Below are 18,301 nucleotides of genomic sequence, written 5' to 3'. Positions count from 1 at the left end.
CAACCTTCCGAAGACAGCACCGGCAAGAGCGGTGCGTGTCATAACACCAACTCAGGAAGCCGGCGGATTTCCTTTGGACTCGGGTCCCCTCTCCTCTTTCGGACGCTCGAAAAGCCCCGGCAGCTCGCGGGTCGATTTCAACCGCGGATCCTTGCGAGGACGCCGGTTGCGCTTCTTGAGAGAGGGTTTCGGGGGCCGCGGAGCTTCTTTTGAAGATTGCTGGACCGTCTCCTGGTCTTCCTCATGCGCTGCCTCGGCATGGTAATCCAACTCGGCCAAGTAAACGGCGTCAGCAGGTGTCTCGCCACCCACCAAGGCTCGCATGAGGGCCGGAAAATACCGGTCAGCAGTTCCCATGGCTGTGGCAAAGAGACGCCCGACTGTTTCGTCATCGAGGCCTCTTTCGCCAAACGGATGCCCTATGTGGTAGCGAAGCCGCCCTTCGTCGATATCGTAGTCGAAATGGCCAATGACAATGCGATGATTGGCCCGGGTGACAAATTCCGCAACGAGGGGGCGCAATCTCTCCTCAGCGGTTGCGATGGGGATGGTGAGATAGATTTGGAATACCTCGTCATCATGGGTGACAAGCAGCGCCACGTCGTAGATGGCCATCTCCCCACGCATGGAAAAGAACACGCCTTTCACATCGGGCTCGGCTCGAAACTTGATCCCGGCTTCCTCGCAATGGTCCACGACTACTTGGAACGGCGATCCGAACTGGGGTGAAAAACTTTCGTCGCTCATGGCTTTGGAGCAGCAAGTCTAGGCCCGCTGGCAATACGGGAAAGCCCCTTGTGCGTCATAAGAGTCAGGTTGACATGGTCCACTAACTGGTGGCGATTTCTCCGTGCGGAAGCAGGACAATACTCAGGCCGCAATTCCTTGCCCATCGACTGGGGTATCCGGAGCCGTTGTCTCTTCTTGCGCGGGATCAATCAGGAGCTTGGCCATCTCGCGTTGATGCTTGTCACTGGCGCGGGCGTAGGTTCGCAGGATTAGTTGCCCCCCATCCTTATGCCCCTGCCATGAAGCGATCGTTTGCACGTCAATGCCCAAATCATGCAGGCAACGCGAGATGAACATCCGCCGAAATGCCCTCGGAGAATACTGCGGCAACTTCAATCGTGCGCAGGCTGAGGCGAGTGCTTTTTTGGGATCCCTGACCTTGAAGACTTTCTCGGTCGGGTCACGATCATCCTCGCGCTCGGAATCCATGCGCTCAAGCAACGGACGAACCATGGGGTAGAGAGGAATCTTGAACTCCGCACGGGTCTTTTGGCGGATCAGCAGGATCTGCTCGGACTTGAAGTTGATGTCCTGCCAGCGCAGACCGGCGCATTCGGCCTGCCCCAAACCGGCTTTGCCCATGAACTCGATCAAGTCGGCACTTTCCTTGGCCGTATCGGCAAGAACCTGCGCACGCACGCTGGCGACGATCTGCTCGAATTCCTCCCAAGTCGGGATGAGCCTTTTGACCGTGGCCTGACGCTTGCGATACTTGACACCCTCGACGGGTGAAGCCGTGATCGCCCGATCCGCCAAGGCATAATTGAACACATCCCGGACCAAGGTCAGAACGTGGTTGTAGTGGTCGGCTGTGGACTCTTTGAAAAGAGCCATAAACTTGAGGACATCGCTTTTCTTGATCTCGGAAATCCGGGTGGTCAGCGGAACGGGAAAATCGGATTTAAGCTGCTTGAGATAGCGCTTCTTGTATTTCAGCGTGGCTTCGGAGCCGGCCATAACCGTTTCGAATTCAGCGATAATCTGGGCGAGGGTCTTGCGGGTGGCGATGTGCTCGGCACTGTCCAACTCGTTTCGCTTTTCCCGCAAAAGCCTCTTGGCCTCAGGGAGGGACGTGCAGGGATGGGCCAGTGTTCCCAGAGCCGTGATAATGCGCTGGCCCTTGTGACGGAAGCGGGCATAGTAGGTAGTTCGTGAGCCCGAATACTGGTAGATATTCTCGGCAACCTTGCGCAGTTTCGGCGCAGGAGCCTTCTCTGTTGGTAGAATTGATGTTTTCATGCTTAACAGATTACACGGGCATAAAAAGCGGGTCAAAAACTTTTTCGAGACACCTGAAAATTACACACTTAACAGAGTATTTCGCGCGGTTAGCTCAGCGGTAGAGCGATTCGTTTACACCGAATGGGTCGGGGGTTCGATCCCCTCACCGCGCACCACGCTTGGCCCGGGTTCCTCGGCATACAATTCGGCAGTGGCCCGCACGTGGCTGGCGGCGTTTCGCTTGTGCTCGCAGCGCTGCTCACGTTCCGCGCGCAATCGACGGAAACCGGAAACGCTTACAAGGGTCTAATAAATGATGTGGCCACCGGCTTGTCTCCTGTGCTGGGGCCACTCTGCCGAATGCGTCATTGGCCCCCCTGCCACTAGCACGGGCCGCGCGCACCCAACCGCACCAAGGCCAAATCTCGGAAGCTGCGCCATCCGTCGCCGAAGGGCCGGAACTTGGTGTGCGGATCGTTGATCCACTCGACGGGCAATTCGTCCACTCGAACGCCCAGTTGCCGAGCAAGGAAAAGCGCCTCCACGTCGAAGGCGAAGCCGTCGATATGCGTGCGGGAAAAGATTTCCCGGACCGCTTCACGGCGGAACGCCTTGAACCCGCATTGCGTGTCCTTGCATGCGCTCAGCCCGAGCAGCCGCACACACCGGTTGAACCAGCGCCCCGCCTGCTCCCGCGCCGCGGGCTGTCGGCGCGTGATCATGCTGCCCGGGTGGCGCCGGTTCCCTATGACTGCGCCGGTGCCGGGGTGCGCATCGAGGTGCGCCACGAATGGCGCGACATAAGACAGCGGCACACTGAGATCGGCATCCATGAAAAAAACGATATCCCCCGCCGCTGCCAGCATCCCGGTGCGCACGGAAAAGCCCTTGCCGCGGTGCGTGTCGTTCTCGATCACTTCAACCAGCGGATCCTGCCCCGCGGCTTGGCGCGCCACCTCCGCAGTCCGGTCGCCCGATGGCTCCACCACGACGAGCACCTCGCGCAGGCGTGGAAATCCGGATGCGAACGCGCGCAACTCACGCACCGTGCGGGCGATGCGCACCTCCTCGGCGTAAGCCGGGACAACAATTGACACGCCGCCCACTCCGGTTTCTGTCATCTTGGAACCCTCCTATGTGGTCCGACCGCCTCCGACGCGTTCCTTGGGATTTTGTCGCTATCGCGATGTTTGCAGCCGTCCTGCGGCTCTTGTTCCTCGACCTCAAGGCTCCTCATTTCGACGAGGGTATCAACGGATGGTTCGCCGACCAGATGCGCGTGGACGGCACCTTCAAATACCGGGCGGACAATTTTCACGGACCTTGGCATTTCTACACCGTCTTTTTGTCCCAGTCGTTGCTCGGGCGCAATGTCTGGGCGCTGCGGCTTCCGGTCGTCGCCGCCAGTCTGCTGTGCATTCCGGTCATTTTTCTCTTCGCGCGGTGGCTCGGGCGTCCGGCTGTCCGCTGGGCTGCGGCGGCGTATGCGGTCTCGCCGGCCCTCGTCTTCTACGGACGTTATTCGATCCACGAGCCGTGGTTCGTGCTCTTCACCATGCTTTTCACCTGGGGCGCAATTGCGCTGTGGATCGATCGCGACCGGGCGGGGCTGTGGGCGGCTTCCATCGGCCTCACAGGCATGATCCTCAACAAGGAAACGTATATCATCCATGCCGGTTCGCTCGCGCTGGCCGGCCTGGTTTTCAAGGCGTGGGAAAAATTTTCGCCTGTCCGCCCTCCGGCGACCCGCGCCGCCAAACGTGGCTGGTCGAACCGCGATGCTTGGACAGCCGCCGCGGTCTGTTGTTTTGCCATCGTGTTTTTTTACTCGGGGAATTTTTTCCATTGGCCCGGTTTGCTGGGACCGTTCCAGGCCATATTGGAGTGGACCAAAACCGGCGCGGCGGGCAACGGCCACGAGAAGGTCGCCTACGACCTCTTGCCCTTCGTCAACTATTACTGGCTCGCGCTGTTGGCGCGCTACGAATGGCCGGCACTCGCGGGGTTTGTCTGGTCTGTGCGCTACGCGTGGCCCGGACCTGCCGTGCCGCGCCTTTTGGCTATCCTCGGTGCGGGCGTGCTGGTGGCCTACTCTCTTGTCCCCTACAAAACGCCTTGGTGCATCGTGTCCATTCTCTGGCCGTGGCTGCTGCTTTTCGGGGTGTGGATTTCGTCGTTGAAACGCACGCGCATGGCGGCGGCGATCGGGGCGGCCCTGCTCGTCGCCTCGCTGGCCGCGGGTATCCGCCTGAATTTCCGCGAATACGAAAACGACGCGGAGCCCTACGTTTACGTTCAGACTTACCGCTCGGTCGAAGCTCTCACCGGTCCGTTGCTCGCGCTCGCGCAGAGCGACCCGCAACGCGCGCTCATGGCCGGATCCGTTTACCTCGAGAGCTATTACCCGCTACCGTGGATCCTCGGTGATTTTCCCAATGTCGGATACTTTCCGGACGGCGAAATTCCCGACCCGCTGCCCAAGGCGGAATTCCATGTTGTGGAAACCGGACGCGCCGATGCGGTGCGCGACAAGCTCGGCACGGAATTCACCGGGCGCACATTCCGGTTCCGCTCGGGAGTGAAGGAGTGCTCGGTGTTTTTCTCTAAGGATATCACCGATGCTCTCGAGCAAACGGGCAAGGCGCAAGCACCACGGAGGAGCGAGCCATGACCGGATGGCGCGCACTTTGTGCCGGGCTGGTCTTTGTTGCCGTGGCAACGACCGCGGCTGCCGGGGTGGGGACACTGCATGGATCCCTGGACACGCGGGGAGTGTGGATTTCGTTCGTCCTTGGCGCCGCGGCCGCCACGTTGACCTGGCGCACGGCACGCGCACCACACGCAAGAATCACCGTGGCCGACACCGTGCTCTTCATCGTTTTCGGTCTGGCCTCGCTGCGCGTTTTCCTTTGGCTGCTTTATCCATCGGGAACGGAGTGGAAAATCCAATCGCCGCACAATCTCGGCGATATCGCGCTGCATCTGAATTTGATCAACCGCTGGGCCAACGGGGGAAAATTCTGGCCGGACAACCCTTTTCTGTCGGGTGCGGCATTCGCTTACCACCCCGGCATGGATCTGTGGAATGCAGCACTGCGTATCGGCGGCGTGCCGCTCATCGAGGGATTGCGCTGGACCGGCCTGCTCGGCGCGGCCGCGACAGCAGCCGCCCTGTGGCGATGGGGACGCGGCTTCGCCCTCGCTGCGTTCCTCTTTGCAGGGGGCTTGGGCACAATTTGGGCGCTGTGCGCCACCGGATCGCTTGATCCGATGCAATCCGAAACCGCATGGAAGAATGTATTCCTTGCGATGTTTGTCACGCAGCGCGGGCTGCTTTATGCACTGCCGGCCGGATTGGTGCTCATGACGGTCTGGCGCGCGCAGCTGGACGGGCACAACGGCGGACCTTTCCTCCCGCCTGCGGTGCAGGTTGCCCTCTACGCATCGATGCCGCTTTTCAATGCGCCGGCTTTTCTTTTTCTGAGTCTGCATTTGGCAGTGTGTGCGCTATCAGCATGGCGCAGGTCACCGGTGCGCCCGTTTGTGGCCGTCGGCCTTGCCAGCGTGATCCCCGCGACTTGGCTCGTTCACATGGTCACCGCAGGATTCACAGCTGGCGGTTCATTGAGATTTTTTCCGGGATGGATGCAGGAGGACCAAGGACCCGTGTTTTGGGTCTGGAACTTCGGAGTTTTCCTTCCTCTTGTCGCATTGGCGGGCATCGGCGTTTTTCGCCGCGGCGCAACAGCGGGCGACCGCGCTGCTTGGCTGACCGGCGCTGCAACGCTGGCGTTCTCGTTTCTTTTTCTTGTCGCGCCTTGGCCGTGGGACAACACCAAGCTGATTCTTTGGGGATATCTGGCGGTCCTGCCGCCGGTCTGGCAACTCGTGATCTGTGAGCGGCCCGCATGGCTGCGCGGCGCGCTGTGCATCCTCCTGTTCGCGTCCGGCGCGACTTCACTCGCAGCCGGTCTCTCGTTGCCCAATGGCTACCGCTTGGCTGACCGTGCCGAGTTGGGCGGCATGCAGGTGATGCTGCGCAACATGCCCGTCGATGCGCGGTTGGCCTGCGCCCACGAATACAATCACCCGGCGCTCCTGCTCGGCCAGCCTTTGGCCATGGGCTATGACGGACATCTCTACAGCCAGGGACTCGACTACAGTCAAGTGGAGCACGATCTGGATACCCTGATGAACGGCGCGAGCGGATGGCGCGACGCGGCGCGCAGACTGGAAACACGCTACCTTTTCTGGGGACCGCGCGAGCAGGCAAAATGGCCGCGGTCAACCAAGCCGTGGATCGATTGCGCGGTCGGCATTGCTTCCGCGGAAGGATGGAAGCTTTACCTGCTCACGCCCTGCCTGCTCGAAGACTGAAACCACCGCGCAAGGCGCGGCTAGAAACGCCAGACCTTGCCTTGGCGCGCGTCGGCAAAAACCTGCGGACTGAGCATGTATGACATCGGCGGGTCGGGCAGGTGTGAATCGTCGAGGCGCGGCAAAGACTTGCCGACCGTCGCATCCCAAGGCTGGCTTGAGGCGATGTGGATCGGTGTGCCCGTGCGGACGATGTCGAAAGTCTTTTGCGCGGCCTTGATCGGCATGCGCACGCAACCATGCGTTGCGGGCGACGCCTTCACAAAGCCCCAGTGGAGGCCGTAGGCGGGCATGAATTCCATCCAGTAGGTCATGGGATAACCCGCACCCGGACTGCTCACGCGCCGGCGGTTGGCTACCTTGGAGTAAATGGTGAAGTTGCCGTGCGGAGTGGGCGTCCCCGGCTTGCCCACGGAAACCGGCGTGGCAAGCAGCACTTTGTCGCCCTCGACAACATAAAGCCGCTGCGCGCCCGTGCTCAGCTTGAGTTTGACATTCGAAGGATTGCCGGGCCTTTGCGCGGGCGGATCAAAGGCGAAAGAACTCGATCCTCCGGATTTCATCGTCGTGCAGCCGGCAAGGCCGAGCAACAGGAGGGAGCAGAGAGCGCAGGCGATACGAATCGGGGCAGCGGGAAGCAGATAATTCATGGCCGGACTCATAAGCAGAATCCGCGCCGTGGCAAGCGCAAACCGCACCGTCAACAAACTTGTGTGTTGCCTTGAGGCGCCCATCCGGAGAGAAAAAATGTCTCACTTCGGACTGCCTGCGCCTTGAAAAAGACCATTCTCATCGTTGACGACGAAAGGAACACGCGGGATGGACTGCGCGATTCGCTTGAACAGGAATACGAGGTTTATACAGCTGGCGATGTTGAGGGGGCGAAAGCGGTGATGGAAACGGACCAGATCGACCTGCTGCTCACTGATCTTCGTCTCGGCGCTGACAGCGGAATGGATCTGCTCGAGTGGGCACTGCGGCAAAACAATCCCCCCGTCTGCATCATCATGACCGCTTACGGCTCGGTTGACAGCGCCGTGGAGGCGATGAAGCGCGGCGCCTACGATTTCGTGACCAAGCCGGTGAATCTCGACCGCCTCGAACTCCTCACCAAGCGCGCGCTGCACGGGTCCGAGATCGAGCGCGAGAACGCTCGCCTCCGCGAGCAGGTGGACAAACGTTACGGCCTCGAGAACTTCGTCGGCGACTCGCCGGCCATGGTGCATGTGCTCGAGACCATCCGCCAGGTCGCGCCGTCGCGCGCCACGGTTCTGGTCTCCGGAGAAAGCGGCACCGGCAAAGAACTCGCCGCGCACGCCATCCACCGCCTGAGCCCGCGACATCGCGGGCCGTTTGTCGCGGTCCATTGCGCCGCCCTCTCGCCGCAGTTGCTGGAAAGCGAACTTTTCGGCCATGAGAAAGGGGCTTTCACGGGCGCCGGCGAACGGCGTATCGGGCGATTCGAGCAAGCCTCGGGCGGCACGCTGTTTCTCGACGAGATCGGCGAGATCGATGCCGCCACGCAGGTCAAAATTCTGCGCGTCCTCGGCGAGCGCGTCTTCGAACGGGTTGGCGGCAACAAACAACTCTCGGCCGACTTGCGTCTCATCGCCGCGACCAACCGGGACCTCGCGCGCATGACCTCCGAGGGAAAATTCCGTGAAGACCTTTTCTTCCGTCTCAACGTGGTCCAGTTGCCCATGCCGCCGCTGCGCGACCGCCGGGAAGATATTCCCCTGCTCGCCGTTCATTTCCTGCGCGAAGCCGCGAAGGAAAACGGGAAGCCCTTCCGCGAACTGACGACCGATGCAATGAAGGCGCTCGTTTCCCACGACTGGCCCGGCAACGTGCGCGAACTCCGCGCCGCCATCGAGCACGGCGTGGTCATGGCTGGCGGGAACAAAATCACACTGCGCGACCTGCCGGCGAGCCTGCGCGCATCCGCACCGACCGTTGCCGCGCGCACCCCTCTCCCGCTGGACATCGGCGAGACCGAGTTGGAACTCATGCGACGCGCCCTCGCCGAAAGCAAAGGCAACCGCACCCTCGCGGCGCAAAAACTCGGCATCAGCCGGCGGACATTGCACCGCAAGCTGCGCGAGCATCCTTCGCTGGACGAAAACCGGCAGCCGTGAGCATCGAGTCGAACACCCAGTGGCTGGTCCACTCGCTTGAGCAGGGCCCGGGATGGCGGTGGCTGAACCGTGTCCTCGTGGCGGTGATCATCTCTGCCGTGGCCATTCTGTGGTTGCTGGTAAAGTTCAACGGCTTCAACACGCCCGAGGCGATGGACCAGGCACAGATCGGTCGCCAGATTGCCACCGGCCAGGGCTACACCACGATTTACGCGCGCCCTCTCGCCATGCGGCTCATGCTGGACAGCACCGGCAAGTGCCCCGATCCCCTGCCCGATGTCAGCCAGCCGCCTCTCGGCCCGCTCATCAACGCTGCGGTGTTCAAGATCGCCGGAACCGACTTCACTTTCCCCGCCGGCGAGACCGTCTCGCCCGGTGAACACGCGATCACGACGGCGGCCTTCGTCTTTCTCGCTGGCGCGCTGCTCTTCGGCTACCTGCTCCTGCGGCGGCTCTTCAATCCCGCCATCGCCGCAGTGGCCACGGGCATGGTCGCCGGCACGGACCTCGTATGGCGGTTCACGTTCTCCGGGCTGCCGCAGGTCGCCATGATGTTCTTTTTCAACGGCGCGTTGCTCGCGCTTTGCGCAGCCCTCGAAGCACGGGCCGGGCAGCGCCCGCGGCGTGCACTGGTCCTCGCGACTGTCGCGGCCGCCGGCATCGGCATCGCGACCTTGGGGCACATTATCGGACTCGCGATTTTCGCGGGATTCCTCCTTTTCATTCTGATGACGTTCCGTCCCGCGGCGCTCTTTGCAGCCTGCACCGCCATTGCCTACGCCGTTCCCTTGCTTCCCTGGGCATGGCACAACTGGAGGAACCTGGGCAACGTTCTCGGCCTTCCTTTCTACGAACTCTACCGCCCCGCGGGCACGAGCGCCTTGGCACTTGCGGCCGACTTCGAGCCGATGCTGCGGTTCGACTGGTCCGGCTTCCTTCGCAACACGGCGGAGCAAGCTCTGGCTTTCACCGGCAACATGCCGTCCTACATCGGCGCGAATGTCGTGGCTGCCGCGTTTTTCCTTTCCTTGCTTGTCCAAATGCACCGCGGATGGCGCGCAGCGCAATTCCGCTGGGCTGTTGGTCTCGCATGGATCGGCGCGACCGCGGGAATGATCGTTTTCGGCGCCACCGAACCCGTCTCCGCAAATCAGCTGCAGATCCTTTTCCTCCCTCTCATGACCGGTTATGGCCTGGCCTTCCTTCTTTCAATGTGGGACCGCTTCGATATCACCCAGCCGGTGCTGCGTCTTTTCTTTGTGGTGGTCCTGTTCGCTTTGGTCTGCATCCCGCTGGTGATCGGACTGTTCAGCCGTCCACCCCGCGTCAACTGGCCACCATACCTTCCTCCGATGATCACACGTTTCGAGAAATGGCTGGGTCCGGACGAGGCCATGGCATCGGATATCCCCTGGGCCACCGCTTGGTATGCCGGACGCAAATCGCTTCTCCTGCCCGCGAGCATCGAGCAATTCGAAATCATCAATGCGGAAAAATTGCTCGGCGCACCCCTGGTCGCCATCTATCTCACGCCTTTCAGCGGCGGTAGCCGGGGCTATACGGATATCGTCAATGGTCCTTACCGCGAATGGGCCCGCTTTATCCTGCGCGAAGTGCCCCAGGAGGATCTCAACAAATGGATGTTGAAGTCCGCCGTCAACCTCCCGATCGACGGTGAAGCCGTCTTCTACGCCGACCGTCCGCGATGGCGCTGACCACCCGCTTCACAATGGACGCCATGGGAAAGCACCGTTAAAAAGAAACTCGATCACGCGCAAACGAAGGTATGATCCACGGAGAATCACCAAAAGTGCAGGAAATCGTCCACCAGCTCGAGGTGGGCGCGCTCAAGCCCTTGATTCTTCGCGGAATTTTCCTCGCCGTGATCGCGGGGCTCGCCACGCTTTACCTGATCTTCAACTTCCGCGGGTTGGACTCCGAGACCGCCATGGACCAGGCACAGATCGGACGCCAGCTCGCGGCGGGCGCGGGATTTTCCACTCTTTACATCCGCCCGATGGCTATCTGGCAATTTCTCGGACACAGCGGGAAACTTCCCGAGGGTGTTTTCCCCGACACTTACAACTTTCCGCTCAACCCTCTTCTCGACGCGGTCGTGCTGCGACCGGTGAAACGCTGGTGGCCCATGGAGCCGTCCGATGTCGTTTATATCGGCGATCGGGTCATCGCGGCCGCGGGCATCTGCCTCTTCCTCGTATCGGTCGCGATCTTTTTCTTCCTCATCCGGGGGCTTTTCGATGCACGCATTGCATGGATGACCACGGTCATGGTTGTGCTCTGCGACATGATGTGGCGCTTTTCCGTTTCCGGACTCCCGCAGATGCTCATGCTTTTCTTTTTCTCGCTCGCCCTCCTGCTTCTTCGGGGCGCGATCGCGGCGCGCGAATCCAAACGCACCGGCCGCATGCTGCTGCATCTCACCGGCATCGCGTTGCTCTTGGGCCTGATGACGCTGGCCCAACCGCTGGCCTCGTGGATTTTCCTCGGGTTCCTCATCGCGGTGTTCGCCTTTTTCCCGCCGCGCACACTCGGCGGATTCCTCGTCATCATTGCCTATGCTGCGGTCATCGCACCGTGGCTCGTCCGCAATTATCTGGTGTGCGGCAATCCGCTCGGCCTCACCATGTTCAGCATCCTCGGCGGCACCACGGGCTCCGAGACTTCATTCATGAGCAACCTCCAACCGGACTTGGCCGCCTTCGGCGCCGTGCGTGACAAGCTGCGCGGGGGACTCACCTCGCAGTTCGAAAACCTTTTCGGCTTCCTCGGCTACAATGCCGCGGCCGCCGCGTTCTTCTTTTCACTGCTCCACATTTTCAAACGGCCGCAAACAAGTTTCTTCCGCTGGGTGCTGGTCATCATGTGGGTCTTCGCCGTGGTCGGCATGGCTCTCTTTGCGCCGCAGGGCGCAGTCTCCGCCAACCAGATCCACGTCCTTTTCGTGCCGCCCTTCATCGCGTTCGGCTTGGCGTTCCTCATCAACCTTTGGAACCGCATGGACCTGCGATTCCCTCCCGCGCGCAACGCCTTCATCGGCCTCGTCTTCCTCATCTCAGCCATGCCCATGGCCGTCAACCTTCTGACCGCTCCGCCAACCCGCGTCAGCTGGCCCCCCTATCTTCCGCCGATGATCAACGCGGTATGCCGCTGGATGGAGCCCGGCGAGATCCTCGCCAGCGACATGCCCTGGGCCACGGCGTGGTATGGCGGGCACCCGTCCCTGCTCCTGCCGGCGACAGTCGGGCAATACGTGACGCTTCACGACTACAAAGTCCTCGGCGGACCGATCAACGGCATCTACCTGACCCCCGTTTCCGGTGACCGTCCTTGGCTTTCCCAAATCGCCAAAGGAGAATACAAGGAGTGGGCTTCCTTCATCATGCGCACCGCCGACCTCACGCGATTTCCCCTAAAATATTTCGTCCCCTTGCCGCTTGATAACCAGTGCGTTTTCTATTCCAGCCGTGACCGCTGGACACCGCGCGAGAGCAACCCCTGACGCAATCATGGCCTCGCGCAAAAAAGACGGATCGACGCAGAGCTTCGAGGAAGCAATGAAGCAACTCGACGCGATCGTGGCAAAGCTGGAGGAAGACAAACTCCCGCTCGAGGAAATGCTCTCGCTTTACGAACAGGGCACCGCGCTTGCGCGATTCTGCGGCGACAAACTCGAGGCTGCGGAGCAGAAAGTGCGCCTCATTTCGCGGCAGGCCGACGGCAGCGTGCAAATGGAGAATTTCGATGACCGCGAAGAGGAATAAACCGTCCGTGCTCGCCGGCATCGACGGACCGGCCGACGTGCGCGCCGTGCCGGAAACCGACCTTCCTTTTCTCGCGCAAGAAATCCGCGACGAACTTGTGCGCGCGATCTCCCGCACCGGGGGCCACCTCGGACCCAACCTCGGCGTGGTCGAGCTTACCATCGCCTTGCACCGCGCCTTTGATTCGCCCAAGGACAAAATTTTATTCGATGTCAGCCATCAGGGATATGTCCACAAAATGCTCACCGGGCGGCGCACCGGCATGGACACCATCCGTCAGCACGGCGGACTGAACGGGTTCCTTCTGCGCACGGAAAGCGCCCACGACTGCTACGGTGCGGGCCACGCCGGAACCGCGCTCTCCGCGGGACTGGGCATGGCCGCCGCGCGTGATCTGCGCGGGTCGGACGAACACGTAATCGTTGTGGCCGGCGATGCCGCCTTCACCTGCGGCGTCAGCTTCGAGGCCCTCAACAATGTCACGGAGACCACCAAGCGCTTCATCGTCGTGCTCAACGACAACGAGTGGTCCATCTCGCGCAACGTCGGTGCGGTCGCCAGCTACCTGAGCAAAATCACCACCAACCCTGCCTACGCTCACCTGCACGAAAAAGCGGCGAAATTCATCCGCACCGTCGGTGGCCAGGGCGCGCTCGATCTCGCCCACAAGGTCGAGACCGGAGTGAAGCACATGCTGCTTCCGGGCGTCATCTTCGAGGACCTCGGATTCCGCTACTACGGTCCGATCGACGGGCATGACACCGCACTGCTCCAGCGCACCTTCGAATTTCTCAAAACCCAGAACGAGCCGGTGCTGCTCCATATCCTGACCACCAAGGGCAAAGGCTATCCGCCCGCCATGCAGCAGCCCGACAAGTTCCACGGCCTCGGAAAGTTCGAACCCGACACCGGCGAGACCGAGCCCGCAGCCACACCCACTTATTCACAGCTGCTCGGATCGAAGCTCGCCGACTTCGCCGACCACAACAACCGCATCGTCGCCATCACCGCCGCCATGGCCGGCGGAACGGGCTTGGGCATTTTCGAGAAACGCCATCCTGACCGGTATCACGACGTCGGCATCGCCGAGGAACACGCCGCCCTCTTCGCATGCGGGCTCGCGGCAGAGGGTTACAAGCCCTTCCTCGCCATCTACAGCACATTCATGCAGCGCGCCTATGACATGATCATCCACGACATCGCCCTGCAGAAGTTCAATGTTGCCCTCTGCATGGACCGTGCCGGTTTGAGCGGCGACGACGGCCCCACGCACCACGGCCTCTTCGACATCGGATATCTGCGCCACGTGCCGGGCATTGCTTTCATGCAGCCGAAGGACGAGGACGAATTCACGGACATGCTCTGGACCATGGCCAATTACCACACCGGCCCGATCGCCATCCGTTATCCGCGCGGCGCCGGCACGGGCGCCAAACCGAAGGAGCGTCCGCAGATCCTCGAGATCGGGCAAAGCGAAGTCCTGCGCCACGGGCGCCGTGTCCTGCTCCTCGGTCTCGGCAACATGGTCGAAATGGCGGAACGCACCGCCGACCTTCTCGCCGCGCAGGGCATCGACGCCGCGGTGATCAATGCCCGTTGGATCAAACCGCTCGACACGCAAACGCTGGAGTTTTTCGCGCGGGCGGCCGAGGTCGTCTGCACCTTCGAAGACCACGTGCTGCACAACGGCTACGGCTGCGCCGTCATGGAAGCCCTCGCCGAAGCGCGCATCAACACCCCCGTCGTCCGCATCGGATGGCCGGACGAATTCATCGAACACGGCAGCGTCCCGATACTTCGCGAGAAATACGGACTCACTGCCGCCGCCGCGGTTCAAAAAATCTTGGCCGAGCTGAAGCAAGAACCCGCCGCTGCCAAATCCACGCCCGCTGCATAGACGCGAAGGCGGAGCGTTCAGTGTTCGATTTAAAGTTTTGTAGCGACGTCGATCGTCGGCTTTTTCCTCAACCCTCAACTTGATGCTTCACGTCTTCCACCCCGGAACCTCCCCCGCCCTCCTGCTTTTGCACGGCACGGGAGGCGATGAAAACGATCTCATCCCGATCGGACAAATCCTCCGGCCCGGCGCCGCATTGCTCAGCCCGCGCGGACAAGTCCTCGAAAACGGACAGCCCCGCTTTTTCCGGCGGCTCGCTCCGGGGGTCTTTGACGAGGACGACCTCATCCGGCGCACGCACGAACTGGCCGACTTCGTTGAAGACCAATCCGCCCGCCAGCATCTTGGAAACATCATAGCCGTCGGCTACTCGAACGGCGCGAACATCGCAACTTCGTTGCTGTTGCTGCGTCCGGGCCTTCTCTCCGGCGCGGTTCTTTTCCGCGCGATGGTCCCGCTGGAACCCGCCCAACCGCCGCAACTCGGCGGTGTTACGGTTCTGCTGCTTGCGGGACGTCGCGATGCCATGATCGCGCAAGACAGCACCCAGCGCCTAGCCGCACTTTTGTCACAAGCCGGAGCGAAGCTCTCTCTCGTGTGGCGCGACAGTGGACACGAATTGACCGGCGAAGACTTCACCCTCGCCCGCGACTGGTTGGCCAGAGACTTTCCCGCATAGAAACCGGGCGGCGGCGCATTCATGACGCAGCACGCATGAGCAGTGCGGCATTTCCGCTTTCAGGCCATACTGCTTTCCTGCATTTTGCGAGTCATGGAAACATCCCTCGGCCCCTTGGCTGCCCTGTCGCTTATCGTCGCACCGGCCATGCTCACGAATGCCTCGGCCATCATGGGCTTGAGTTCGAGCAACCGTCTTGCCATCGCCACGCAGCGTGCACGCGAACTCGCCCGCCAACTTGAGGCCGATAAAACCTTCACCGGCTCCGAGGCCGACCGCCGCTTGCAGGAACTCGATGCCGCCTCCCGGCGCTCGCAGCTTATCGTGCGCGCCCTGCGCGGATTTTACCTCGCCATGGGTGCCTTCGCCTTGGCCACACTGCTTTCCCTCGTTGGCGCCGTCCTCGAAGCTTTCGACCCGCTCGGCGCCGTGCGGGCGGTGGAACTCGCGGCCCTCGCCGCAGGAGTCGTCGCCTTCGGCGGATTGATGACCGGCTCATTCCACCTCCTCCGCGAAACACGCATCGCCGTGCAGCAGATGGAAACGCGCTACACCGCCCTCCAAATGAAGGCCGACGAGTGGCGCCGCAAAGCCCGCGGATAAGGGAGCGCCTGGAAAGTTTTTGCGCGATTAGCGACGACGGCGCCGCACCACGTAGCCCGCAAACCCGATCCCCGACAGCGCCAACAATGCGTAAGTCGATGGCTCGGGAACAACGTTCAGTTCGAGGCTGCCGATGGTGAAGTAAGCGGATTTCCCGTCACCCAGATCGAACGCGTTCGCCGCACCGATATTGGCCAAGCCGTTGGTTTGAACATTACCGAACGGCGTGGCAAACAAAGTGTAAGTTCCGTTGGGCGTTGTGCGGTCGAGGCCGGCGATGTTCGCGATGGTGAAGTTCACGAAGCTCACCGACGGACCATTCACAGTCAGTGTCGGGCTCGCGAGGTTGAACTCAAACTTGCCGCCGTTTTGGAATGACAGATTCCCGGCAACAGTTCCGTTGCCGGCGAGAATGTTGCTGCCGCCGACGATCAGACCGCCGCCGATCGTCGCGTTGTTAAGGGTGAGTTTGACCGTGTCGGTGAGGCTGATGGTGTCGCTGAAGTTCGTGGAAACGCCGCTTATGATCATGTGGCCGTTGCCGCCGATGGTGACACCCGTGCCTGACCCGGCCCCTCCCGTTAGCCCGAAACCTCCGGAGAACGTGGTCGTATTGTTGACATTCAGGACCACGGGTCCGGTTGTTCCTGTGCCCTTGAAGAAGGTAGACTGGCCCTGGAATTCTAGATTGTTTCCGGCCAGAACTGCCGCACCGTTTGTCTGGCCGGCTATAAGCAAGCCGTTGGTGAGGACGAGGCCGGACGCCCCCCTGAGTGTGCCGGAGTTTAGTTGAATTTGACCGGAACCTGCAGATGCCGCTGAGGCAAGAACAACAGTTCCGCCGGAAGTCATGCTGGCACCGGCAAGACCAATCCGGTTCGTTGCCGAGTTAGCGCCGTTTATGGTGAGAGTGCCAAGTCCTGTCTTGGACAACACGACTGCACCGGAGCCGGAGATCGCTCCATTGAGCTCCAAGTTGCCGCCCGAGCTGACACTCAAGGTCTTTGTGCCTGCAGTGAAGACGATGTCGGGGTTGATGGTTGCAGTGCCGTTAGTCAGACCGGAGGTGGTCAAGGTCGTGACATTGATCGCTCCCGCTGCGTTGATCGTGCCCGGAGCGGTGAGAGTGAGCGCGCCAAGGCTGCGGGTGGGTCCCTGCAAGTCAAAAGTGCCAGTGTCGTTCAATGTCGTCGCCGTGTTGCTTATATTGCCGTTGACTGTGAGTGTAGTCCCACCCGCGATGTCGAAGGTGCCGCTTCCAGCGATGTCTCGTCCGGCATCCAAAGCCACGCTTGCGGCAGTCATGAGTGTGCCGTTGTTGGTGAGATCGTTGGCCGCGTTTCCCAATGCAGAGTCGCTGGCGATCTGCAATGCGCCAGCGGCAATCACCGCATTGCCCGAGAATGTATTGACCCCGGAAAGAATCAATGTGCCCATGCCCGATTTGGTCAGACCCGTCGTGCCCGCAAGTTCGGAAGAGATGGTTGTCGTGACGTTACTGTCGGTGGTGATCGCATTGTTGGCTGCCGATGCACCTGCCAGCGTGACAGTTCCGCTTTGCACGACATAGCCCGCTGTTTGGAATGTCATGCCGTTAGAAACGGTGACGCCGCCGCTGACTGTTACGGTCCCCGCAGTGTTGGCAAAAATGAGAGGGCCACTGCCCTGCGTTTGACCAGACCCAGCGCCGCCGCTGTTCGTTGCCCAAGTCGTGCCCCCGGAAATCCAAGTTCCGCTGCCACCGCCAGCCGGGTCGGCAGACCAGTAATTGCCGCCGCTGACGGGGTTCGTGTTGAGCAAAGACCCGGAGAAGGAGAGAGGAGCCTGCAAACCTCCAGTGCCGCCAGATGCCTCGGAATTGTAGGCATAGAAACGCAAGGTAATGCTTGTGAGGCTTTGAAATGAAGCTCCGGAGAGATCGAGAACGATGTTGGTGAGTGTCGTGGAGGCTGCATCACCAATAGTCAGAACGCCCGCATTATTCGTTACGCCGGTTGGGACGGTGTAATTTGTGATGATCGTCGCAAAGCTGTCGATACTTGAACTCCAAGCGAAAGTTCGTGGACCAGTGGTGCTGCGGCCGACACCGAAGTTAATGTTCGACATACTGAGCGTGAATCCGCTGTCCGCAGTCAAACTGAACTCAAAGTATTTTGATGGGTCGTTTGTGCCCGTCAGCGACCCAGACACAGGATCCAGCGCAAATCCGCTGGCGCGAAAATTGCCAGTGTTGGCTGCGGTCGTGATACCAACTTTTGTAAATGCGCTCTCCGTAAGGTTCGCTATATCCGTCCCGTTGTAAGAAAAGCTATTGGTGTTGCCGTTGGATCCCCATGTGTAGGTCCCAGTAAACGCCGTCGGCGTCTGTGCCCGCGCCGGCACGAAGAGGGCACCAGCCAACAAACAGGCGAAAATTGTTTTTTTCATAGGGCTTTTTGCTGACCGGGGGTGGACAAAAGAGGCTAACCGATGCGCAAAAATCGGACACTTTTCCGGCTCCGACAAGCCAAAAACTGCTTTGTGACAACAACTTTTAAAGATCCTAAAAGGTTATGTTATTCACATTTTCCGGAATTCATGCGAGACGTTCGTCATCAATTACTTACAGCCTTTCATAGGTTCGGTTTTAGCCGAGGCTCCTTTGCCAAAATTCCTCGGTGCCGCTGGTGACGCCGCGTCCACTCCGCGGCCGGGCTTGTCCCGTCCGCCGGCACCGGCCTTGTGCGAAGGCGCGCGACGCCATAGGTTGCAGATCAAATGATCTGCAAAATGCAGACGTCCTTGTGCGCGGCAATGGTGGCCTGCAGCTTCGGTGCGG

At 60.9% G+C, this 18,301-nt stretch carries 14 protein-coding genes and 1 tRNA gene; 10 read left to right on the top strand and 5 right to left on the bottom strand.

The features are described 5' to 3' along the window. Nucleotides 1-51 precede the first annotated feature (51 nt). Together FGM15_11985 and FGM15_11980 are read right to left on the bottom strand one after the other, a co-directional pair. Nucleotides 52-747 (bottom strand): hypothetical protein, encoded by a 696-nt coding sequence (locus FGM15_11985; protein ID MBU3666577.1) that lies wholly within the window; start codon nucleotides 745-747, stop codon nucleotides 52-54. Between the two features lie 123 nt (nucleotides 748-870). Beyond that, nucleotides 871-2,064, bottom strand: a complete 1,194-nt coding sequence (locus FGM15_11980) for a hypothetical protein (protein ID MBU3666576.1) — start codon at nucleotides 2,062-2,064, stop codon at nucleotides 871-873. Between the two features lie 47 nt (nucleotides 2,065-2,111). Here FGM15_11980 and FGM15_11975 point away from each other — a divergent pair. Beyond that, a tRNA-Val gene (locus FGM15_11975) sits at nucleotides 2,112-2,186 on the top strand. 207 nt (nucleotides 2,187-2,393) lie between these two features. Here the strand turns inward: FGM15_11975 and FGM15_11970 are convergent. Then, nucleotides 2,394-3,131, bottom strand: coding sequence for a glycosyltransferase family 2 protein (locus FGM15_11970; protein MBU3666575.1), 738 nt, complete (start codon nucleotides 3,129-3,131; stop codon nucleotides 2,394-2,396). Here FGM15_11970 and FGM15_11965 point away from each other — a divergent pair. Together FGM15_11965 and FGM15_11960 are read left to right on the top strand one after the other, a co-directional pair. Then, entirely contained in the window at nucleotides 2,987-4,681 is a 1,695-nt protein-coding gene (locus tag FGM15_11965) for a hypothetical protein (GenBank protein MBU3666574.1), read from the top strand. The two genes, FGM15_11970 and FGM15_11965, sit on opposite strands and share 145 nt — an antisense overlap. 41 nt (nucleotides 4,682-4,722) lie before the next feature. Next, a complete protein-coding gene (locus FGM15_11960) occupies nucleotides 4,723-6,387 on the top strand; it encodes a hypothetical protein (GenBank protein MBU3666573.1) in 1,665 nt (554 codons plus the stop codon). Nucleotides 6,388-6,407: 20 nt separating this feature from the next. On the opposite strand, the gene FGM15_11955 is transcribed toward FGM15_11960, so the two are convergent. After that, nucleotides 6,408-7,037: a L,D-transpeptidase gene (locus FGM15_11955; protein MBU3666572.1), complete on the bottom strand. Its 630-nt coding sequence runs from the start codon at nucleotides 7,035-7,037 to the stop codon at nucleotides 6,408-6,410. 123 nt (nucleotides 7,038-7,160) lie between these two features. On the opposite strand from FGM15_11955, the gene FGM15_11950 reads away from it, so the two are divergent. From FGM15_11950 to FGM15_11920, 7 genes are all read left to right on the top strand, one after another. Continuing rightward, nucleotides 7,161-8,522 (top strand): sigma-54-dependent Fis family transcriptional regulator, encoded by a 1,362-nt coding sequence (locus FGM15_11950; protein ID MBU3666571.1) that lies wholly within the window; start codon nucleotides 7,161-7,163, stop codon nucleotides 8,520-8,522. Further along, a complete protein-coding gene (locus tag FGM15_11945) occupies nucleotides 8,519-10,237 on the top strand; it encodes a hypothetical protein (protein ID MBU3666570.1) in 1,719 nt (572 codons plus the stop codon). Before FGM15_11950 ends, FGM15_11945 begins: the two co-directional genes overlap by 4 nt. 95 nt (nucleotides 10,238-10,332) lie before the next feature. Then, on the top strand, nucleotides 10,333-12,042 hold the full coding sequence (locus FGM15_11940; protein ID MBU3666569.1) for a hypothetical protein: 1,710 nt from the start codon (nucleotides 10,333-10,335) through the stop codon (nucleotides 12,040-12,042). A gap of 7 nt (nucleotides 12,043-12,049) precedes the next feature. After that, on the top strand, nucleotides 12,050-12,304 hold the full coding sequence (xseB, locus tag FGM15_11935; GenBank protein MBU3666568.1) for an exodeoxyribonuclease VII small subunit: 255 nt from the start codon (nucleotides 12,050-12,052) through the stop codon (nucleotides 12,302-12,304). After that, complete coding sequence (gene dxs, locus FGM15_11930; GenBank protein ID MBU3666567.1) at nucleotides 12,285-14,201, top strand: 1-deoxy-D-xylulose-5-phosphate synthase; 1,917 nt, start codon at nucleotides 12,285-12,287, stop codon at nucleotides 14,199-14,201. Before xseB ends, dxs begins: the two co-directional genes overlap by 20 nt. Before the next feature lie 82 nt (nucleotides 14,202-14,283). After that, the gene (locus tag FGM15_11925) at nucleotides 14,284-14,880 is read left to right on the top strand and encodes an alpha/beta hydrolase (GenBank protein ID MBU3666566.1); all 597 of its coding nucleotides are present in this window, start codon (nucleotides 14,284-14,286) and stop codon (nucleotides 14,878-14,880) included. A gap of 93 nt (nucleotides 14,881-14,973) precedes the next feature. Beyond that, nucleotides 14,974-15,483 carry a DUF2721 domain-containing protein gene (locus FGM15_11920; protein MBU3666565.1) on the top strand — a complete coding sequence of 170 codons (510 nt, stop codon included), beginning with the start codon at nucleotides 14,974-14,976 and terminating at the stop codon, nucleotides 15,481-15,483. Between the two features lie 27 nt (nucleotides 15,484-15,510). On the opposite strand, the gene FGM15_11915 is transcribed toward FGM15_11920, so the two are convergent. Continuing rightward, nucleotides 15,511-17,910, bottom strand: a complete 2,400-nt coding sequence (locus FGM15_11915; protein ID MBU3666564.1) for a PEP-CTERM sorting domain-containing protein — start codon at nucleotides 17,908-17,910, stop codon at nucleotides 15,511-15,513. Nucleotides 17,911-18,301 lie beyond the last annotated feature (391 nt).

This window comes from Chthoniobacterales bacterium (genome assembly GCA_018883245.1).
Taxonomy (GTDB): domain Bacteria; phylum Verrucomicrobiota; class Verrucomicrobiia; order Chthoniobacterales; family JACTMZ01; genus JACTMZ01.
This window is presented reverse-complemented; position numbering and strand designations above follow the sequence as displayed.

What these genes read in the sequence shown, in the direction of transcription:
- FGM15_11985 (MBU3666577.1), bottom strand. Translation starts at nt 747, where the DNA reads ATGAGCGACGAAAGTTTTTCACCCCAGTTCGGATCGCCGTTCCAAGTA.
- FGM15_11965 (MBU3666574.1), top strand. Translation starts at nt 2,987, where the DNA reads ATGGCTCCACCACGACGAGCACCTCGCGCAGGCGTGGAAATCCGGATG.
- FGM15_11970 (MBU3666575.1), bottom strand. Translation starts at nt 3,131, where the DNA reads ATGACAGAAACCGGAGTGGGCGGCGTGTCAATTGTTGTCCCGGCTTAC.
- FGM15_11955 (MBU3666572.1), bottom strand. Translation starts at nt 7,037, where the DNA reads ATGAATTATCTGCTTCCCGCTGCCCCGATTCGTATCGCCTGCGCTCTC.
- xseB (MBU3666568.1), top strand. Translation starts at nt 12,050, where the DNA reads ATGGCCTCGCGCAAAAAAGACGGATCGACGCAGAGCTTCGAGGAAGCA.
- dxs (MBU3666567.1), top strand. Translation starts at nt 12,285, where the DNA reads ATGACCGCGAAGAGGAATAAACCGTCCGTGCTCGCCGGCATCGACGGA.
- FGM15_11925 (MBU3666566.1), top strand. Translation starts at nt 14,284, where the DNA reads ATGCTTCACGTCTTCCACCCCGGAACCTCCCCCGCCCTCCTGCTTTTG.
- FGM15_11920 (MBU3666565.1), top strand. Translation starts at nt 14,974, where the DNA reads ATGGAAACATCCCTCGGCCCCTTGGCTGCCCTGTCGCTTATCGTCGCA.
- FGM15_11915 (MBU3666564.1), bottom strand. Translation starts at nt 17,910, where the DNA reads ATGAAAAAAACAATTTTCGCCTGTTTGTTGGCTGGTGCCCTCTTCGTG.